The organism is Streptomyces sp. TAA040, from assembly GCF_000424845.1.
Window position 1 is genome coordinate 79,458 of the sequence record NZ_AUKR01000008.1, and the last position, 18,410, is coordinate 97,867.

Genomic DNA, 18,410 nt, shown 5'->3' on the forward strand with positions numbered 1-18,410 from the left:
CGCCGGCGAGGTCCGCCCGTCGGGTCCCGGTTCAGCGGCCGCCGTCCCCGTCCGTCCAGCGGCTGCCGTCCGTGCCGGCCGGCAGCCGCTGGACGGCGGCACCGGCGGCCGCGCGGAGCTGGGAGAAGTCCCGCGCCCTGATGAGCACCTGGGCGGCCCGCTCGTCACCGAGCCGGCCCAGCTCCTCCACGCACGCCAGGGCCACCGGCCAGTGCCGTTCGGGACCGGTCAGCAACCGGTCCAGGGTGGAGACGAGGACGGGCACCGTCTCCGGGGTGTTCAGCCGGGCCAGCAGCCGCACCGGGTGCAGGGCGTACGCGGTGCGCAGGGCGTTGGCGGCCAGGGCCGCGGCGGCCCGGGCCGTCCTCGGGTCGCCGAGCCGGGCCAGGGCTCGGGCGGCCAGGGCACCGCTGGCCGGGTCCCGGTAGTTGAGGAGGAAGACCAGCGTCTCGAAGGACCGGCTGTCCCGGCGGAACCCCAGGGCGCATGCGGCGAGTTCGCGGGCCCACAGCTCGCGGCCCGGCTCCACCAGGACGCGGGCGAGCTCGTCGCGGGCCGGCCTGCCGCCGTCGTCGGCCAGCGCCAGCAGGCGGCGGGCCTCCGCCCGATCCGGCGCGCGCCGAGCGCGCTCGGCGAGCACCTTGAGGTCGTCGGCGGCTCCGGGGCGGCGGGCGCCACCCGGTGCACGCCCCACCCGCTGCCCCCTGCGCCCGGGGGTCGCGGCACGCCGTGCGGCCGCCCCCGGCGCGCGGGGGGCGGTCCCGGTCTCGGGGGCCGAGTACTCGTCCTCACCCATGGGTTGAGTTCTCTCCCGGTGTGGCCCGTGCCATACATCATCGGGCGGCCGGGCCCCTGGCATTCTTGTTACCAGCCGGTTACTCTGCTCATCAGAGCGGTACCCCCGCTCAGGCGGCCTGGTGACGCAGCCGCCGCGCAGGTCAGTCGGTTCAGCGCACATCAGTACGGTGCCCGGCCCCGGGACAGGGCCGGCCCGGCCCCCTCGCCCTGCGGCCGGTCCACGGCGGCAACACCCCGCGATGCGCGCCCGCCGCGGCGAGGGCACCCTCGTCCGAGTCGTCACCCTGGAGTTGCGTGATGGACCGTCCCCCTCTCAGCACCGTCGCCGTCGTCGGCCTCGGCACCATGGGCACCGGTATCTCCGAAGTCCTCGCCCGCGCCGGCCGCGACGTCATCGGCATCGACATCAGCGAGGCGGCCGCCCAGCGGGCGGTGCGCGCCCTGGAGGCCGCCACCGCCCGGTCGGTGGACCGCGACCGGCTCACCGGGCGGCAGCGCCAGGACCTGCTGGCCCGCTTCCGCACCTGCACCGACCTGCAGGCGGCCGCCGAGGCGGACCTGGTGATCGAGGTGGTCCCCGAGGACTACCCGACGAAGCAGGGGGTCTTCCGGGCCCTGGACGGCATCGTGAAGCCGACGGCGATCCTGGCCACCGGCACCAACGCCCTCTCGGTGACCCGGCTCGCCGCCGAATCCGCCCATCCCGAGCGGCTGCTGGGCATGCACTTCTTCACCCCTGTGCCGGCCATGAGGCTCGTCGAGGTGGTTTCCTCGGTGCTCACCGCGCCGGAGGCGGTGGACGCGGTCACCGCGCTCGCCGTCGAGCTGGGCAAGGAGCCGATCGCGGTGGGCGACCGGCCGGGATTCGTCGCCGACGGCCTGCTCTTCGGCTATCTCAACCAGGCCGCGGCCATGTACGAGTCGCGCTACGCCGGCCGTGAGGACATCGACACCGCGATGCGGCTCGGCTGCGGTCTGCCGATGGGACCGCTCGCCCTGCTGGACCTGATCGGCGTGGACACTGCCAGGACCGTGCTGGAGGCCATGTACGCCCAGTCACACGACCGGCTGCACGCCCCGGCCCCGATTCTGGGCCAGCTCACCCGCGCCGGACTGACCGGCCGCAAGGCGGGGCGCGGCTTCTACACCTACGCCGCCCCGGGCAGCACCGGGACCATCGCCGACGCCCTCACCCCCGCCGAGCCGTCCCACGCCGACCGGGCGCTGCCGGTGCACCAGGTCGGGATCGCCGGGTCGGGGACCATGGCCGCCGGGATCGCCGAGGTCTTCGCCAAGGCGGGCTACCGGGTGGTGCTGGCCGGACGCAGCGAGGAGAAGGCGGCCGCCGCCAAGGAAGCGGTGGGCGGCTCACTGGGCCGCTCGGTGCACCGGGGCCGGATGAGCGAGGAGGACCGGACGGCCGCACTCGCCCTGATCACCCCGGCGGGCTCGCTGGAGGCCCTGGCCGGGGTCGATCTGGTCGTGGAGGCGGTCGCGGAGGACCTGGAGGCCAAGCTGCGTCTCTTCGCCGAGCTGGACCGGGTGTGCCGTCCCGGTGCGGTGCTGGCCACCACCACGTCCTCGCTGCCGGTGGTCGCGTGCGCGAAGGCCACCGCCCGTCCGCAGGACGTGATCGGGCTGCACTTCTTCAACCCGGCCCCGGCGATGAAGCTGGTCGAGGTGGTGCGCACGGTCCTCACCTCCGACGCGGCGCACGCCACCGCGCACGAGGTCTGCCGCCGGACGCGCAAGGTCTCGGTGGACTGCGGGGACCGGGCCGGGTTCATCGTGAACGCCCTGCTGTTCCCCTACCTCAACAACGCGGTGCGGATGGTCGAGGAGCACTACGCGACCCTCGACGACATCGACGCGGCCATGAGGCTCGGCGGCGGCTACCCGATGGGCCCGTTCGAACTACTGGACGTGGTGGGCCTGGACGTCTCCCTGGCCATCGAGCGAGTGCTTCACCGCGAGTTCCGCGAACCGGGTCTGGCCCCGGCTCCGCTGCTGGAGCACCTGGTGGCGGCGGGCTGCCTGGGACGCAAGACGGGGCGCGGCTTCCGCGAGTACGCCGGTCGGTGAACGCGGCCGCCGGCTGGGGCGGGCTGCTGGAGCCGGGAACGGGCGGCCCGCCCGCGGAGCACGCGCTCCCGTGTAACGTTCGCGGCATGTCGCAGCCCGCCACGCCCGCCCGTTCCGCCGCCTCGCAGCAGCGCCTCCGGATGCGGCGGGAGCTGGCCGCCGCGGCAATGGAGCTGTTCGCGACCAAGGGGTACGAGGAGACCACCGTCGACGAGATCGCGGCGGCGGCCGGGGTGGCCCGGCGCACCTTCTTCCGGCACTTCCGTGCCAAGGAGGAGGCGATCTTCCCCGACCACGACGACACGCTGGAGCGGGCCAGGGCCGTGCTGGACGCCGCCCCCGCGCACGAGCACCCGCTGGACACGGTGTGCCGCGGGATCAAGGAGGTCATGCGGATGTACGCCGCCTCCCCCGCCGGCAGCGTCGAGCGCTACAAGCTCACCCGCGAGGTGCCCGCGCTGCGCGAGCGGGAGATCGCCTCGGTGGCCCGCTACGAACGGCTGTTCACCCGCTACCTCCTGGGCCACTTCGACGAGTCGGCGCACCACGACGGCGACAACGACCCGCTGCTCGCCGAGGTGGCCGCGTCCGCCGTCGTCACGGCGCACAACCACGTGCTCCGGCGCTGGCTGCGCGGCGGCGGTGCGGGCGACGTGGAGGGGCAGCTGGACCGGGCGTTCGCCATCGTCCGGCAGACCTTCGGCACCGGGTTCGGCGCCAACCGCACGGAGCCCGCTCGCCGGGGCGAGGCGGCCCGCACCTCGGCCCGCGGCGAGGTCCTGGTGACGGTCGCCCGCACCGACACCCCGCTCGAGGACATCATGCGCAGCATCGAGCACACCCTCCACCGGCACTGACGGCCGGCGCGGATTCGCGACGGGCCACCCGCGGCGCCCGCGCCCCGCGTCACGCCACGCACCCCCACGGGCGTCCCTGCCCCGCGGCCCCTCTCCCCGCCCCGTACGTCCGCCCGTCCGTACGTCCGCATCCCCCTTCTCCGCTCATCCGTGCACACCGCGCGACACATGAGAGAAGTTTTTGGCACCGAGTGTCTTGTGTGCTGGCACTGGGTGTCATACGTTGGTCGGAGTCCGGGCCGTGTCCCCACGGTCAGCCCGTGCACCCGGACGCCTGCGTCACAGGCACCCGAGCGCTCACCCGCGCCGCCGAACACCCCGCGCCGAACCGACGGCACTGCCTCGACCCGACGTCCCTCAAGCGTTTCCCGCACCACGCTTCGCCGGAGGCATACCGTGAACCCCATTCTTGACGCGATCCTCGCGCCGGACAGCACAGCGGAGGACTTCGCCTCCCTGCCCGTCCCGGAGTCCTACCGGGCGGTCACCGTCCGGAAGGACGAGGCCGACATGTTCCAGGGCCTGCCGAGCCGGGAGAAGGACCCCCGCACGTCACTGCACCTCGACGAGGTGCCCGTCCCCGAGCTGGGCCCGGGCGAGGCCCTGGTGGCCGTGATGGCCAGTTCGGTGAACTACAACTCGGTGTGGACCTCTATCTTCGAGCCGATGCCGACGTTCGGATTCCTGGAGCGCTACGGCCGGATGTCGCCGCTGGCCGCCCGGCACGACCTGCCGTACCACGTCATCGGTTCCGACCTCGCCGGCGTGGTGCTGCGGACGGGGCCCGGCGTGAACAGCTGGCACCCGGGCGACGAGGTCGTCGCCCACTGCCTCTCCGTCGAGTTGGAGTCCTCCGACGGCCACAACGACACGATGCTCGACCCGGAGCAGCGCATCTGGGGCTTCGAGACCAACTTCGGCGGACTGGCGGAGATCGCCCTGGTGAAGTCCAACCAGCTGATGCCCAAGCCGCGGCACCTCAGCTGGGAGGAGGCCGCCGCTCCCGGACTGGTCAACTCCACCGCCTACCGCCAGCTCGTCTCGGGCAACGGCGCCGGGATGAAGCAGGGCGACAACGTCCTCGTGTGGGGCGCCAGCGGCGGCCTGGGCTCCTACGCGACCCAGCTCGCCCTGGCCGGCGGGGCCAATCCGATCTGCGTCGTCTCCAGCGAGCGGAAGGCCGAGCTGTGCCGGCGCATGGGGGCGAGGGCCGTCATCGACCGCAGCGCCGAGGACTACCGGTTCTGGCGGAACGAGCAGGAGCAGGACCCGCGGGAATGGAAGCGCTTCGGCAAGCGGATCCGCGAACTGACCGGCGGCGAGGACGTGGACATCGTCTTCGAGCACCCCGGCCGGGAGACCTTCGGCGCCTCCGTCTACGTCACCCGCAAGGGCGGCACCGTCGTCACCTGCGCCTCCACCTCCGGTTACACCCACGAGTACGACAACCGCTACCTGTGGATGTCGCTCAAGCGGATCGTCGGCTCACACTTCGCCAACTACCGCGAGGCGTGGGAGGCGAACCGGCTGGTCGGCAAGGGGCTGATCCACCCCACCCTGTCGAAGACCTACCGCCTGGAGGAGACCGGCCAGGCCGCCCACGACGTGCACCGCAACGTCCACCAGGGCAAGGTGGGCGTGCTCTGCCTCGCCCCCGAGGAGGGCATGGGGGTGCGCGACCCCAAGCTGCGGGCCGAGCACCTCGACGCCATCAACCGCTTCCGCGACGACGCCCCGGCACCCGCCGCGGCCGCCGGCCGGGACCTCTGAGGAGCGGGTGCCATGACCAAGCGCCCCAAGGACCGCCCGTGGCTGATGCGGACGTACGCCGGGCACTCCACCGCCGAGGCGTCCAACGCGCTGTACCGCGGCAACCTCGCCAAGGGCCAGACCGGGCTGTCCGTCGCCTTCGACCTGCCGACACAGACCGGCTACGACCCCGACCACGTGCTGGCCCGCGGCGAGGTCGGCCGGGTGGGCGTGCCGGTGTCGCACCTGGGCGACATGCGCCGGCTGTTCCAGGACATCCCGCTGGAGCGGATGAACACCTCGATGACCATCAACGCCACCGCCATGTGGCTACTGGCGCTGTACCAGGTGGTCGCCGAGGAGCAGGGCGCCGACATCGGCGAGCTCCAGGGCACGACGCAGAACGACATCGTGAAGGAGTACCTCTCCCGCGGGACGCACGTCTTCCCGCCGGTGCCGTCGCTGCGGCTGACCACGGACATGATCACCTACACGGTGAACCGCCTCCCCAAGTGGAACCCCATCAACATCTGCAGCTACCACCTCCAGGAGGCGGGGGCCACCCCGGTCCAGGAGGTCTCGTACGCCATGTCGACCGCGATCGCCGTCCTGGACGCGGTGCGGGACTCCGGCCAGGTGCCGCCGGAGCGGATGGGCGACGTGGTGGCCCGGATGTCGTTCTTCGTCAACGCCGGGGTCCGGTTCGTCGAGGAGATGTGCAAGATGCGGGCCTTCACCCGCCTCTGGGACGAGATCACCCGTGAGCGGTACGGCGTCGAGGACCCGAAGCAGCGGCGTTTCCGGTACGGCGTCCAGGTCAACTCCCTGGGTCTCACCGAGTCGCAGCCGGAGAACAACGTCCAGCGCATCGTGCTGGAGATGCTGGCCGTCACCCTCTCCAGGGACGCCCGGGCCCGCGCCGTGCAACTGCCCGCCTGGAACGAGGCGCTGGGCCTGCCCAGGCCCTGGGACCAGCAGTGGTCGCTGCGCATCCAGCAGGTACTCGCTGAGGAGAGCGATCTGCTGGAGTACGCGGACCTCTTCGACGGCAGCCATGTGGTCGAGGCCGAAGTGGCGTCGCTGGTCGCCGAGTCGCGCGAGGAGATGGCGCGGATCGAGGAGATGGGCGGGGTGATGGCCGCGGTCGAGTCCGGCTACCTGAAGTCGCGGCTGGTCTCGGCGCACGCCGAGCGCCGGGCGCGCATCGAGTCCGGCGAGGAGCGCATCGTCGGCGTCAACTGCTTCGAGACGACGGAGCCGAGCCCGCTCACCGCGGACCTGGACACCGCCGTCCTGACGATCGACCCGGCCGGCGAGGCGGGCGTGGTCGCCGCGCTCGACACGTGGCGCGACCGGCGGGACGAGGGGCCGGCGCAGGACGCGCTGGCCGCGCTGAAGAAGGCCGCGGCCGGGGACGCCAACCTGATGGAGGCCACCGTCGCGTGCGCCAGGGCGGGCGTCACGACCGGGGAGTGGGCCTGGGCCCTGCGCGACGTCTTCGGTGAGTTCCGCGCCCCCACCGGAGTCGGCGGCGCCCCGCTCGCGGTCGGGGGCGCATCGGACTCCCCTCTGGCCCGGGTCCGCGCCAAGGTGGACGCCACCGCCCGCGAGCTGGGCGGGGGCAGGCTCCGGCTCCTCGTCGGCAAACCGGGACTCGACGGGCACAGCAACGGCGCCGAGCAGATCGCGGTACGGGCCCGCGACGCCGGGTTCGAGGTCGTCTACCAGGGCATCCGGCTGACACCCGAGCAGATCGTGTCGGCGGCGGTGGCCGAGGACGTGCACTGCGTCGGGCTGTCGATCCTCTCCGGCTCGCACGCCGCGTTGGTGCCGGACGTCCTGTCCCGGCTCCGCCGCGCCGGCGCCGAGGACGTGCCTGTGGTCGTCGGCGGCATCATCCCCGCGGCGGACGCCGAGGCGCTGCGCGCCGCCGGTGTCGCCGCCGTCTTCACGCCGAAGGACTTCGGCATCACGGAGATCATCGGCCGTATCGTCGACGAGATCCGCTCCGCGCACAGGCTCGACTCCCTGGAGGTCACCGCATGACTGCCCCCGCCGCCCCCGCGGTCAACCGGCTGCGTCCCCGCCGCTCCTGCCTGGCGGTACCCGGCAGCAATCCGCGCTTCCTGGAGAAGGCCCAGCAGCTCCCGGCCGACCAGGTCTTCCTCGACCTGGAGGACGCCTGCGCCCCGCTCGCCAAGGAGGGCGCCCGGCACACCGTCGTCAAGGCGCTCAACGAGGGCGACTGGACGGGCAAGACCCGGGTGGTCCGGGTCAACGACTGGACCACCCACTGGACGTACCGCGACGTGATCACCGTGGTCGAGGGCGCCGGGCCGAACCTGGACTGCCTGATGCTGCCGAAGGTGCAGGACGCCCAGCAGGTGCAGGCGCTCGACCTGCTGCTCACCCAGATCGAGAAGACCATGGGCTTCGAGCAGGGCCGCATCGGCATCGAGGCGCAGATCGAGAACGCCAAGGGCCTGGTGAACGTCGACGACATCGCCGCCGCCTCGCCCCGGCTGGAGACGGTCATCTTCGGCCCGGCCGACTTCATGGCCTCGATCAACATGAAGTCGCTGGTGGTGGGCGAGCAGCCGCCCGGCTATCCGGCGGACGCCTACCACTACATCCTGATGCGCATCCTGATGGCCGCCCGCGCCAACGACCTCCAGGCCATCGACGGCCCCTACCTCCAGATCCGCGACCTCGACGGCTACCGCGAGGTGGCCGGCCGGGCCGCCGCGCTCGGTTTCGACGGCAAGTGGGTGCTGCACCCGGGCCAGGTGGAGGCGTCGAACGAGATCTTCTCGCCGTCCCAGGACGACTACGACCACGCCGAGCTGATCCTGGACGCCTACGAGTACTTCACCTCCGAGGAGGGCGGCCGCAAGGGCTCGGCGATGCTCGGCGACGAGATGATCGATGAGGCCAGCCGCAAGATGGCGCTCGTGGTCGCGGGCAAGGGACGCGCGGCGGGCATGCGGCGCACCTCCCGCTTCGAACCGCCCGCCGAGAGCTGAAGCGCCGCCCCTCCCGGGCCCCTGGTGGGCCCGGGCCCACCGGATCCGGAGAGTCCCCATGCAGTTCGGCCGCACCTACGAGGAGTTCGAGGTCGGCGCCGTGTACAAGCACTGGCCCGGCAAGACGGTCACCGAGTACGACGACCACCTGTTCTGCCTCCTGACCATGAACCACCATCCGCTGCACCTCGACGGCAACTACGCCGAGCACACCACCGACTTCGGGCGCAACGTGGTGGTGGGCAACTACGTGTACTCGCTGCTGCTCGGCATGTCGGTGCCCGACGTCTCGGGCAAGGCGATCGCCAACCTGGAGATCGAGTCGCTGCGGCACGTCGCGCCGACCTTCCACGGCGACACCCTCTACGGCGAGACGACCGTGCTCGGCAAGACACCGTCCCGCTCGAAGTCCGACCGCGGGATCGTCCACGTCGAGACCACCGGCTACAAGCAGGACGGCACCGTGGTGTGTCTCTTCCGCCGCAAGGTGATGGTGCCGACGGCGGCCCACGTCGAGCAGCGCGGCGGCGAGCAGCCCGGCCGCCCGGAACCCCGCACCTCCCCCGAGAACGGAGCCCGGTGACATGGGACGCCTCGCGCAGACCGACGGCCTGACCGAGATCCAGCGGGAGATCCTCGCCACCGTCCGCGGTTTCGTCGACAAGGAGATCATCCCGGTCGCGACCGAGCTGGAACACAAGGACGAGTACCCGGCGGAGATCGTCGAGGGGCTCAAGGAACTCGGTCTCTTCGGCCTGATGATCCCGGAGGGGTACGGCGGCCTCGGTGAGTCGCTGCTGACGTACGCGCTGTGCGTGGAGGAGATCGCCCGCGGCTGGATGAGCGTGTCGGGCATCGTCAACACCCACTTCATCGTCGCCTACATGCTCGAACAGCACGGCACCGAGGAGCAGCGGCGGCACTTCCTGCCGCGGATGGCGACCGGCGACGTGCGGGGCGCCTTCTCGATGTCCGAGCCGGCGCTGGGCTCCGACGTGGCCGCCATCACCTCCAGAGGGGTCCGGGAGGGTGGGCCGGAGGGCGGCCACCTGCTCACCGGCCAGAAGATGTGGCTCACCAACGGTGGCACCTCGAACCTGGTGGCGGTGCTCTGCCGCACCGACGAGGGCCTGCCCGAGGAGAGCCCTCCGCACCGGTCGATGACCACCTTCCTGGTCGAGAAGGAACCCGGCTTCGGCGAGGTGAGGCCGGGGCTGACCATCCCCGGCAAGATCGACAAGATGGGCTACAAGGGCGTCGACACCACCGAGATGATCATGGACGGACTGCGGGTCCCGGCCGACCGGGTGCTCGGCGGCACCACCGGCCGCGGCTTCTACCAGATGATGGACGGGGTCGAGGTCGGCCGGGTGAACGTCGCCGCCCGCGGCTGCGGAGTCGCCCAGCGCGCGTTCGAGCTGGGAGTCGCCTACGCCCAGCAGCGCAACACGTTCGGGAAGCCGATCGCCCAGCACCAGGCGATCCAGTTCAAACTGGCCGAGATGGCCACCAAGGTCGAGGCCGCCCACGCCCTGATGGTGGGCGCGGCGCGCAAGAAGGACTCCGGGCAGCGCAACGACCTGGAGGCCGGGATGGCGAAGTACCTCGCCTCCGAGTACTGCAAGGAGGTCGTGGAGGACGCCTTCCGCATCCACGGCGGCTACGGCTTCTCCAAGGAGTACGAGATCGAGCGGCTCTACCGGGAGGCCCCGATGCTGCTCATCGGCGAGGGTACGGCCGAGATCCAGAAAATGATCATCGGGCGGCGGTTGCTGGAGGAGTACCGGCAGGACTGAGCCCTGCACGTGCCGGGGCGGACGGGCTACATTCGGCCGTGAAGCCACCGGCCCGACGCGGTCGGGGCGATTGCCCGCTTTCGATCCGGTTCCCCGGCCCGTTGCCGGGAAGGATTCGTACAGAAGTTCATACCGGAAGCCGGGGCCGACATCGCCGACCCCGGCTCTGGCTTGCCCAGTTGCCACCGGATGCCGATACCATTCGGTAAAGCCGTGGTCCACTCGTATCTGCGCGGCACCCTCCGCTACGAAGGTCATCCATGCCCGACAGCCCCTCTTCCACTCCCCGCGGCAGCGTCCGCCTCGCGCGCGGTGCGTCGCCGTGGCTCCTGCCGACGGTGGCGACCGCCGCCCTGAGCCTCGCCCGTGCGCGGCGCTCCCGCAAGGCGGCCGCCCTCGCCGTGCCCGCCACGGCGCTCGCCGCCGGCATGCTCTGGTTCTTCCGCGACCCGGAGCGGGAGATCACTCCCGGCAGAGTCATCTCGCCGGCCGACGGCGTGGTGCAGAGCATCATGCCGTGGAAGGACGGACGCACCCGGGTCGCCATCTTCATGAGCCCGTTGAACGTGCACGTCAACCGCGCCCCGCTGGCGGGCACGGTGACGGACGTCGAGCACATCCCCGGCGGTTTCGTCCCGGCGTTCAACAAGGAGAGCGAGCACAACGAGCGCGTGGTGTGGCACTTCGACACCGAACTCGGCGACATCGAGATGGTGCAGATCGCCGGTGCCGTGGCGCGGCGGATCGTTCCGTACCTGCCGACGGGCAGCAAGGTCGAGCAGGGGGAGCGGATCGGGCTGATCCGCTTCGGTTCCCGGGTGGACCTCTACCTCCCGGAAGGCATCGAGGTCGACGTCGAGGTGGGCCAGACGACCACAGCGGGGGTGACCCGACTTGACCGTGAGTGATTCCGACACCACATCCGCCTGGAGCCTGGACGACGAGGGCGACGACGAGGACGAGATGCCGCTCTCGACGAGGCTGTCGATAGCGGACACCCTCACCCTGGGCAACGCGACCTGCGGTTTCATGGCGGTGTACTTCACCACCACCGGGGTGCTCATCCCGCATCTCACCGGGGCCGAGGACAGCGGCATGGCCCGGCACAGCGCGGCGACCGCGGTGATGCTGATGCTCCTCGCCTCGATCTTCGACCTGTTCGACGGGATCGTGGCCCGCAAGCTGCGCAGTTCCGCGATGGGCGCCGAGCTGGACAACCTCTCGGACCTGATCAGCTTCGGCCTGGCGCCCGCCTACTTCGTCCTGGTCTGGGGCATGGTCGCCACGGACGCCCACCAGCACGTCTCGGCACTGGCCGCCATCGTGGTGCTGCTGGCGGTGGTGCTGCGGCTCGCCCGGTTCTCCTGCGTCACCGTGCGCGACGGCATCTTCCAGGGCATGCCGGGCCCCTTCGGGGCGCTGTCGGTCGTCTCCATCGTGCTGCTGGAGCTGCCCTTCGTGCCGACGCTGCTGGCGATCGTCGGGGTCGCCTGGCTCATGGTGAGCCGGGTGGAATACCCCAAGCCCCGGGGGCTGCTCGCAGTGGCGATGCTCGGCTGGATCGTCCTCGCCATCGGCATGCTGGCCGCCTGGGCCTTCAACTCCCCCGGCGGCGAGCTGCTCATGCAGACCGGGTGCGCGCTGCAACTGGTACTGGGCGCGGTGATCCCGCTCTTCGCCACGGCCCGCCGGGTGAACACCTTCCGCGACAACCGCCGGGAGGCCCGGGCGGCGGCCCAGAGCTGAGCCGGCCCGCCACGCACGTGTTGCGGCCCCCGAGTGCGAGCGCACTCGGGGGCCGCAACACGTTCAGGGTCCGCCCACGCCCCGCAGCCGCATCGCCACCGAGGGCCGGCAGCGGATGCGCGGCAAGGGCGGGGGCGGGCGATCAGGCGGGGAGATGTTCCCGGGCCAGGCGCGCGGCGACCTGCTCCAACAGGCGGCCCGCCTCGGCGACGCAGACGGACTCGTCCGCCTCCACGTCGGTGAGCGGGTACGCGGCGGTGATCCCGACGGAGCGCAGCGCCGCCTCGTCGATGGCCAGTCGGCCGCAGACGGCGACCACCCGCTTGCCCGCGGCGCGTCCGGCCGCCGCGACACCGGCGGGCGCCTTGCCGTGCAGGGTCTGGGCGTCCAGCGAACCCTCACCGGTGACCACCAGGTCGGCGCGCTCCAGGGCCGGGGCGAAGCCCAGGACGTCGAGGAGCACCTCGATGCCGGGCCGGAAGGCGGCCCGCAGACCGACAAGGGCGCCGAACCCGACGCCGCCCGCGGCGCCGGCCCCCGGCGCCAGGGCGGCCTCCGCCGCGGACGGGCCTTCGGTCCGCTCCAGGACCCGGACGAGCTGGGCCAGCCCGGCGTCGAGGGCGGCCACGTCGGAGGCGTCCGCTCCCTTCTGCGGGCCGTAGACGGCGGCGGCGCCCTTGGGGCCGGTCAGCGGGTTGTCCACGTCACTGGCCAGCACGATCGCAGTGGTGGCGAGCCGCGGGTCGAGCCCGGACAGGTCGGCCTCGGCCAGTTCCCGGAGCGCACCCCCGCCCGGCGCCGAGGGCGCGCCCGAGCCGTCCAGGAAGCGGGCCCCCAGCGCGCCGAGCATGCCTGCCCCGCCGTCCGTGGTGGCCGAGCCGCCCACGCCGAGGACGATCCGCCGCGCACCGGCGTCCAGCGCGGCGCGCAGCAGTTCCCCGGTGCCGCGGGTGGTGGCGGTCAGCGGCGCGAAGGTCCCGGGGGGCAGGAGCTGGAGACCGGAGGCCTCGGCCATCTCCACCACCGCGGTGTCCCCCCGCAACGCCCAGACGGCAGTCACCGGGGTGCCCAGCGGTCCGGTCACCGCGGCTTCGCGGCGCTCGAAGCCGCCGGCGACCGCGGCGGCGACGGTACCGTCGCCGCCGTCCGCCACCGGCAGCGACGCGACGGGCGTCCCGGGCCGGGCGCGCCGGATTCCGGCGGCCACGTGGTCGGCGACCTCGACGGCCGTGAGCGATCCTTTGAACTTGTCCGCAGCGATCAGCACGCGCGCTGCTTGTGTCATCTCGGGTCGTCCCTTGCGTGCGAGCGGGCAGTCGCGCCGATCCGACCCTATCCGGACCGGTGTCCGGGCGACAGCGGTCCGGACCGGGTCGGATCGGATCGGCGGCCGCAGCCGCGGCTCCCGGCGGACCCGAGTCCGTCAGCCGGCGTCGCGCAGCCGCCGCCAGACGGCCTTGGCGGCGTTCTGCCCCGCCATACCGTGAACGCCGGGGCCAGGCCAGCTCGCCGCGGAGCACAGGAACACGGCCGGGTGCGCGGTTCCGTGCGGCACCCGGGCGAGCTTGGGCCGCAGCATCGCCTGGAGGCCGGTGAAGGCACCGCACGCGATGTCCCCGCCGACGTAGTTCGCGTTGCGGGCGGCGAGTTCGGGCGGTCCCGCGGTGGCCCGGGCCAGGACCCGGTCCCGGAACCCCGGGGCGAACCGGTCGAGCTGGCGCTCGACGGCCTCGGTCAGGTCGCCCCGCCAGCCGTGCGGCACATGGCCGTAGGCCCACAGCACGTGTCTGCCCTCGGGCGCCCGGCTCGGATCGACGGTCGTGGGCTGGGAGGTGATGAGGAACGGAGGGTCGGGCGCCCGGCCCTCGACGGAGGCCGCACGCAGTGCGCGGCCGATCTCCCCGCTCGTCGGACCGAGATGGACGGTGCCTGCCCGGTGGGCCGGCTCGGCGGTCCAGGGCATCGGACCGTCCAGCGCATAGTCGATCTTGAAGGCGGCGGCGCCGTAGCGGAAGCCCCGGTAGGCGTTCCCGAGTCCGGCGATGCGGGCGAGCGCGGTGGGCGAGGTGTCGAACACGTAGGCCCGGGCGGGCGGCAGCTCGTCCAGTCGCCGCACCTCGACGCCGGTGTGGACGACGCCGCCCAGGTCACGCAGGTAGCCGGCGAGCGCGTCCGACACCGCCTGCGAGCCGCCTCGCGCCACCGGCCAGCCGCGCGCGTGGGCGGCCAGGGCGAAGACCAGGGCGATGCCGGTCGTGGCGACCGTGCCGAGCGGCGCCATCACATGCCCGGCCAGCCCGGCGAAGAGCGCACGGGCCCTGTCCTCCGCGAAGCGGCGGTTGAGCCAGCTCACCGGTCGGATGCCGAGGACCCCGAACCGGGCGAGCCGGATCGGGTCCCTGGGCAGTCCGTCCCAGGGCACCTTGAGGAAGTCCGCGACGAGGGTGTCCCAGTGCCCGGTCCAGGGCTCCATCAGCCGCCGGTAGGTGCCCGCGTCGCGCGGCCCGAGGGACATCGCGGTCTCGCCCACGGTGCGGGCGAGCGTCACGGCGCTGCCGTCCGGGAAGGGGTGGGCCATCGGCAGCTCGGGGTGGAGCCACTCCAGGCCGTAGCGGTCGAGCGGCATCCGGCTGAAGGCGGGCGAGCCGATCCCGAGCGGGTGCACGGCCGAGCAGGGGTCGTGCCGGAAGCCGGGGAGAGTGAGCTCTTCCGTCCTGGCACCGCCGCCGACGGTGTCGTGCGCCTCGAACAGCTCCACCCGCAGGCCGCGCCGGGCCAGCTCCACCGCCGCCGTCAGCCCGTTCGGCCCACCGCCCACCACGACCGCGTCGCAGATCGCCGACTTCGACCGCATCAAGGATCTCCCTCGCCGCTGACTCTCAGCCGGCACCGCCTGCCAGCAAGGCGAGGATACGCCGGACCGTCTCCGCGTCCCTGGCCGCGGTGAAGGGGAGTTCGTTGCCGCCGCCGATCCGGAACGGCACCCCTCCGACGGTCGCCTGGGCTCCGCCCGCCTCCGTCACCAGCAGCAGCCCGGCCGCGTGGTCCCAGGCGTGCTCCCAGGAGAAGGCGGTCGCGTCGACCTCGCCCCGCGCGACGGCGAGGTAGCCGAGCCCCGCCGAGCCGCACGGCCGGGCGTCGACGGTGCCGTCCCGCAGTGCGAGCAGCGCCCGCTTCTCCTTGGGGCTGGTGAAGTCCGGGTGCGAGCTGAGCACCTCCAGGCGCTTGCCGGGCTCCGGCGAGCCCGCGCGCAGCGGTTCGCCGTTCAGCAGCGCGCCGCCGCCGAGCCGGGCGGTGGCAAGCTGCTCGCGGACGGGGGCGTAGGTCCAGGACCCGAGCAGTTCGCCGTGCCGGGCGAGTGCCACCAGGGTGCAGAAGCCGTCGTCTCCCCGCACGAACTGGCGGGTGCCGTCCACCGGGTCGACGATCCACACCGGCGCGTCGCCGTGCAGCGCCCGGTAGGAGCCGGGGTCGGCGTGCACCGCCTCCTCGCCGACCACCACCGAGCCGGGGAGCAAGGCGGTCAGTGCGGCGGTGAGGTGCTCCTCGGCCCGCCGGTCGGCCACCGTGACCAGGTCGTGCGGTCCGGACTTCTGCGTCACCTCGTGGGCGGCGAGCTGCCGCCAGCGGGGCACGATCTCCTCGGCCGCGGCCTTCCGCATCGCCTCGGTCACAGCCGCCACCAGCGCGTCATCGATCATACGGACATGGAAGCACGCCCCGGGCCCCCGGCGTGCGTCGCCCGTCCGCCGCCACCGCGGCGCTGGGCCCCCGGGGGCCCAGCGCCCGGAACGGTCCCTGCTCCCGGCTCCACACATGGACGCCGTGCTCACCCTCGACCGCCGGGGCTTCCGCACCGTGCGGCCGCTCGGCCGGTACAAGGCGTTCCGGGTACTCCTCGACGACCTGCCCCCGTGAGCACGCGCTTCCCGCGCGCCGCCGGGGCCGGTGGGTGCGTACGCTCGACCGCATGGACAGCGACCCGGAGAACCGGCGACCGCTGGTGGGCATCCTCACCGGCGCCGGGGTGTCGACCGACTCGGGCATCCCGGACTACCGCGGCCCGCAGGGCGTGTGGCGGCGCGACCCGGAGGCCGAGAAGCTCGTCACCTACGACTGGTACATGTCCGATGCGCAGGTGCGGCAGCGGGCCTGGCAGGTCCGCCGGGAGAGCCCGGTGTGGGCGGCCCGGCCCAGCGCGGGGCACCTGGCGGTGGCGGAACTGGAGCGGTCCGGCACGCCGGTGCGGGTCATCACCCAGAACGTGGACGGGCTGCACCAGCAGGCGGGGGTGCCCGCGCGCAAGGTGCTGGAACTGCACGGGAACTCGCGGACGGCGGAGTGCACCGACTGCGCGTGGCGCGGCGCGATGGCCGAGGCGCTCGAACGGGTCGCGGCGGGCGAGGCCGATCCGCGCTGCACCGACTGCGGCGGCATCCTGAAGTCCGCCACCGTCATGTTCGGGCAGTCCCTCGACCGCCGGGTGCTCGCGGAGGCCCTCACGGTCGCCAAGGCGTGCTCGGTCTTCCTCGCGGTCGGCACCAGCCTCCAGGTGCAGCCGGCCGCCTCGCTCGCCGGGCTGGCCGCCGAGCACGGTGCGCGGCTGGTGATCGTCAACGCCGAGCCGACACCGTACGACGCGCTCGCCGACGAGGTGGTCAGGGAGCCCATTCGCACCGCGCTGCCCCCGCTCCTGGACCGGCTCAGGCCCGCGGGCGGCCCCTGACACGTCACGACGTCGCAGGGTCGGCGCCCGGGCCGGGACCGTACGGCTCCGGGGGCCGCAGGCGGGTCAGCCGCTCCCCCGGCGGGCCGGGGCGCTCCGCGGCCCCCGGCCCTCGATGCGGCCGCGCATCAGCAGGGAGTAGAGCAGCAGGGAACTGCCGAGGCCGACGGCCCAGCTGTAGTCGGCCAGCGGTCTGAGGAAGGGGATCAGCCCGTCCGCCGGGAACGGGCCCTCGCCTGGTGCGGAGTACGAACCGCCGACGGCGAGCAGGCCGCCGACGGCGAAGGCGGTCAGCGCCGCCGGGTTCCAGCCGCCTGCGTACCAGTAGGTGCCGTTGCTGCGGTAGAGGGCGGCCACGTCGAGGCGGGTGCGGCGCAGCACCCAGTAGTCGGCGATCAGGATGCCGGCGACGGTGCCGAGGAGGCCGCCGACGGTGCCGAGCCAGGTGAGGACGTAGAAGCTCGGGTTCTCGATCAGCTTCCAGGGGAAGATGACCACGCTGATCGCGCAGGTGATCAGCGCGCCGGTGCGGAAGTCGATCAGTCGGGGCGCCAGGTTGGAGAGGTCGTAGGCCGGGCTGACGAGGTTGGCGGCGATGTTGGTGGAGAGGGTGGCCATCAGCACGACGAAGAGGGCGAAGAGGACGCCGGGGGTGCTCTCCATCCTGGCCGCCAGTTGGCTGGGATCCCAGATCGGCTCGCCGTACACGGCCTGCGAACCCGAGGTGACGAGCACCGAGAGCAGCGCGAACACGGCCATGGTGGTGGGCAGTCCGAGCGTCTGGCCCCACACCTGGGCCCGTTGGCCGACGCCGAACCGGGTGAAGTCGGGAATGTTGAGCGAGAGGGTGGACCAGAAGCCGATCATGCCCATCAGCGCGGGGAAGAAGACCTTCCAGAAGTCGGGCCCCCAACCGAGCGCCGAGGGCTGGTCCAGGAGCGGGCCGAGGCCGCCGGCCTTGTCGGTGATCCAGACCAGCAGCGTGCCCGCCCCCAGCAGCATCAGCGGCGCCGCCCAGTTCTCCAGGCGGCGGACGGCTTCCATGCCGCGGACGATCACCAGGATCTCCACCGCGAGGAAGGCCAGGAAGCACAGCCACCGGGTCCAGGGACAGGAGAGGAACTGGCCGGCGTCCGCCCACCAGCCGCCGAAGGCCCGGCCGCCGAGGAAGAAGATCGCCTGGCCGCCGATCCAGGTCTGGATCCCGAACCAGGCGCAGGCCACGAGCCCGCGCAGCAGGGCGGGCAGGTTCGCCCCGAGGACGCCGAAGGAGGCCCGGGCCAGCACCGGGAAGGGAATCCCGTACTTGGGGCCCGCGTGGCCGGTCAGCAACATCGGCAGCAGCACGACGACGTTGCCCAGGGCGATGGTGAGCACCGCCTGCTTCCAGTCCATGCCCAGCACCACGAGCCCGGAGGCGAGCGTCCACGACGGGATGTTGACGGCCATCCCGATCCACAGCGCCGCGAAGTTGTACGTGGTCCAGCGGCGTTCGGCGAGGGGTACGGGGAGGAGGTCGGCGTTGGCGAAGCGGCCCTCGGCGGATATGACCGGGTCCTCGGGCGCGGGTGCGCCGGCGGGATCGGGTTCGTTGCGGTCGGGGGGAGCGGTCCCGGGCATCGGCACACCTCGT

General features: G+C 72.9%; 15 protein-coding genes and 1 pseudogene. 11 read left to right on the forward strand and 5 right to left on the reverse strand.

Annotation, left to right across the window (positions count from 1 at the left end):
• Positions 1 to 31 precede the first annotated feature (31 nt).
• On the reverse strand, positions 32 to 796 hold the full coding sequence (locus H300_RS0108435) for a HEAT repeat domain-containing protein (protein ID WP_078515817.1): 765 nt from the start codon (positions 794 to 796) through the stop codon (positions 32 to 34).
• 299 nt (positions 797 to 1,095) lie between these two features.
• Here H300_RS0108435 and H300_RS0108440 point away from each other — a divergent pair, with 299 nt between their 5' ends.
• The 9 genes from H300_RS0108440 to pssA all read left to right on the forward strand — a co-directional run bounded on the left by H300_RS0108440 (position 1,096) and on the right by pssA (position 12,051).
• On the forward strand, positions 1,096 to 2,880 hold the full coding sequence (locus H300_RS0108440; RefSeq protein WP_028427080.1) for a 3-hydroxyacyl-CoA dehydrogenase: 1,785 nt from the start codon (positions 1,096 to 1,098) through the stop codon (positions 2,878 to 2,880).
• Positions 2,881 to 2,966: 86 nt separating this feature from the next.
• On the forward strand, positions 2,967 to 3,737 hold the full coding sequence (locus H300_RS0108445; protein ID WP_037979624.1) for a TetR family transcriptional regulator: 771 nt from the start codon (positions 2,967 to 2,969) through the stop codon (positions 3,735 to 3,737).
• A 396-nt stretch (positions 3,738 to 4,133) separates the two neighbouring features.
• The gene (gene ccrA / locus H300_RS0108450) at positions 4,134 to 5,507 is read left to right on the forward strand and encodes a crotonyl-CoA carboxylase/reductase (RefSeq protein ID WP_028427082.1); all 1,374 of its coding nucleotides are present in this window, start codon (positions 4,134 to 4,136) and stop codon (positions 5,505 to 5,507) included.
• Positions 5,508 to 5,519: 12 nt separating this feature from the next.
• Entirely contained in the window at positions 5,520 to 7,532 is a 2,013-nt protein-coding gene (locus tag H300_RS0108455; RefSeq protein WP_028427083.1) for a protein meaA, read from the forward strand.
• Positions 7,529 to 8,509, forward strand: a complete 981-nt coding sequence (locus H300_RS0108460) for an HpcH/HpaI aldolase/citrate lyase family protein (protein ID WP_028427084.1) — start codon at positions 7,529 to 7,531, stop codon at positions 8,507 to 8,509. Before H300_RS0108455 ends, H300_RS0108460 begins: the two co-directional genes overlap by 4 nt.
• 58 nt (positions 8,510 to 8,567) lie before the next feature.
• Positions 8,568 to 9,092, forward strand: coding sequence for a MaoC family dehydratase (locus H300_RS0108465; RefSeq protein WP_028427085.1), 525 nt, complete (start codon positions 8,568 to 8,570; stop codon positions 9,090 to 9,092).
• A gap of 1 nt (position 9,093) precedes the next feature.
• Positions 9,094 to 10,305 (forward strand): acyl-CoA dehydrogenase family protein, encoded by a 1,212-nt coding sequence (locus tag H300_RS0108470; RefSeq protein WP_028427086.1) that lies wholly within the window; start codon positions 9,094 to 9,096, stop codon positions 10,303 to 10,305.
• 260 nt (positions 10,306 to 10,565) lie between these two features.
• Complete coding sequence (locus tag H300_RS0108475; protein WP_028427087.1) at positions 10,566 to 11,213, forward strand: phosphatidylserine decarboxylase; 648 nt, start codon at positions 10,566 to 10,568, stop codon at positions 11,211 to 11,213.
• Positions 11,200 to 12,051 carry a CDP-diacylglycerol--serine O-phosphatidyltransferase gene (pssA, locus tag H300_RS0108480; protein ID WP_028427088.1) on the forward strand — a complete coding sequence of 284 codons (852 nt, stop codon included), beginning with the start codon at positions 11,200 to 11,202 and terminating at the stop codon, positions 12,049 to 12,051. The genes H300_RS0108475 and pssA overlap by 14 nt, the downstream gene beginning before the upstream one ends.
• Before the next feature lie 142 nt (positions 12,052 to 12,193).
• Here pssA and H300_RS0108485 read toward each other — a convergent pair whose 3' ends face one another.
• From H300_RS0108485 to H300_RS0108495, 3 genes are all read right to left on the reverse strand, one after another.
• Positions 12,194 to 13,336: a glycerate kinase family protein gene (locus H300_RS0108485; RefSeq protein ID WP_028427089.1), complete on the reverse strand. Its 1,143-nt coding sequence runs from the start codon at positions 13,334 to 13,336 to the stop codon at positions 12,194 to 12,196.
• 138 nt (positions 13,337 to 13,474) lie between these two features.
• Entirely contained in the window at positions 13,475 to 14,905 is a 1,431-nt protein-coding gene (locus H300_RS0108490; protein ID WP_037979556.1) for a phytoene desaturase family protein, read from the reverse strand.
• A gap of 25 nt (positions 14,906 to 14,930) precedes the next feature.
• The gene (locus H300_RS0108495; protein ID WP_028427091.1) at positions 14,931 to 15,752 is read right to left on the reverse strand and encodes an inositol monophosphatase family protein; all 822 of its coding nucleotides are present in this window, start codon (positions 15,750 to 15,752) and stop codon (positions 14,931 to 14,933) included.
• A 118-nt stretch (positions 15,753 to 15,870) separates the two neighbouring features.
• On the opposite strand from H300_RS0108495, the pseudogene H300_RS29935 reads away from it, so the two are divergent.
• Both H300_RS29935 and H300_RS0108505 read left to right on the forward strand, forming a co-directional pair.
• A pseudogene (locus H300_RS29935) lies at positions 15,871 to 15,969 on the forward strand (VapC toxin family PIN domain ribonuclease); the annotation flags it as partial.
• 52 nt (positions 15,970 to 16,021) lie between these two features.
• Positions 16,022 to 16,777, forward strand: a complete 756-nt coding sequence (locus H300_RS0108505; protein ID WP_028427092.1) for a Sir2 family NAD-dependent protein deacetylase — start codon at positions 16,022 to 16,024, stop codon at positions 16,775 to 16,777.
• Between the two features lie 66 nt (positions 16,778 to 16,843).
• Here the strand turns inward: H300_RS0108505 and H300_RS25755 are convergent, their stop codons facing one another.
• Positions 16,844 to 18,397, reverse strand: a complete 1,554-nt coding sequence (locus tag H300_RS25755; RefSeq protein ID WP_051269786.1) for an NCS1 family nucleobase:cation symporter-1 — start codon at positions 18,395 to 18,397, stop codon at positions 16,844 to 16,846.
• Between the last annotated feature and the right edge of the window lie 13 nt (positions 18,398 to 18,410).

Bases quoted from the DNA above. Each gene is read 5' to 3' on its own strand.
- H300_RS0108435 (WP_078515817.1), bottom strand. From the start codon at position 796: ATGGGTGAGGACGAGTACTCGGCCCCCGAGACCGGGACCGCCCCCCGC.
- H300_RS0108440 (WP_028427080.1), top strand. From the start codon at position 1,096: ATGGACCGTCCCCCTCTCAGCACCGTCGCCGTCGTCGGCCTCGGCACC.
- H300_RS0108490 (WP_037979556.1), bottom strand. From the start codon at position 14,905: ATGCGGTCGAAGTCGGCGATCTGCGACGCGGTCGTGGTGGGCGGTGGG.
- H300_RS0108485 (WP_028427089.1), bottom strand. From the start codon at position 13,336: ATGACACAAGCAGCGCGCGTGCTGATCGCTGCGGACAAGTTCAAAGGA.
- H300_RS0108445 (WP_037979624.1), top strand. From the start codon at position 2,967: ATGTCGCAGCCCGCCACGCCCGCCCGTTCCGCCGCCTCGCAGCAGCGC.
- H300_RS0108455 (WP_028427083.1), top strand. From the start codon at position 5,520: ATGACCAAGCGCCCCAAGGACCGCCCGTGGCTGATGCGGACGTACGCC.
- H300_RS25755 (WP_051269786.1), bottom strand. From the start codon at position 18,397: ATGCCCGGGACCGCTCCCCCCGACCGCAACGAACCCGATCCCGCCGGC.
- H300_RS0108495 (WP_028427091.1), bottom strand. From the start codon at position 15,752: ATGATCGATGACGCGCTGGTGGCGGCTGTGACCGAGGCGATGCGGAAG.
- H300_RS0108505 (WP_028427092.1), top strand. From the start codon at position 16,022: ATGGACAGCGACCCGGAGAACCGGCGACCGCTGGTGGGCATCCTCACC.
- H300_RS0108460 (WP_028427084.1), top strand. From the start codon at position 7,529: ATGACTGCCCCCGCCGCCCCCGCGGTCAACCGGCTGCGTCCCCGCCGC.
- H300_RS0108475 (WP_028427087.1), top strand. From the start codon at position 10,566: ATGCCCGACAGCCCCTCTTCCACTCCCCGCGGCAGCGTCCGCCTCGCG.
- H300_RS0108465 (WP_028427085.1), top strand. From the start codon at position 8,568: ATGCAGTTCGGCCGCACCTACGAGGAGTTCGAGGTCGGCGCCGTGTAC.
- H300_RS0108470 (WP_028427086.1), top strand. From the start codon at position 9,094: ATGGGACGCCTCGCGCAGACCGACGGCCTGACCGAGATCCAGCGGGAG.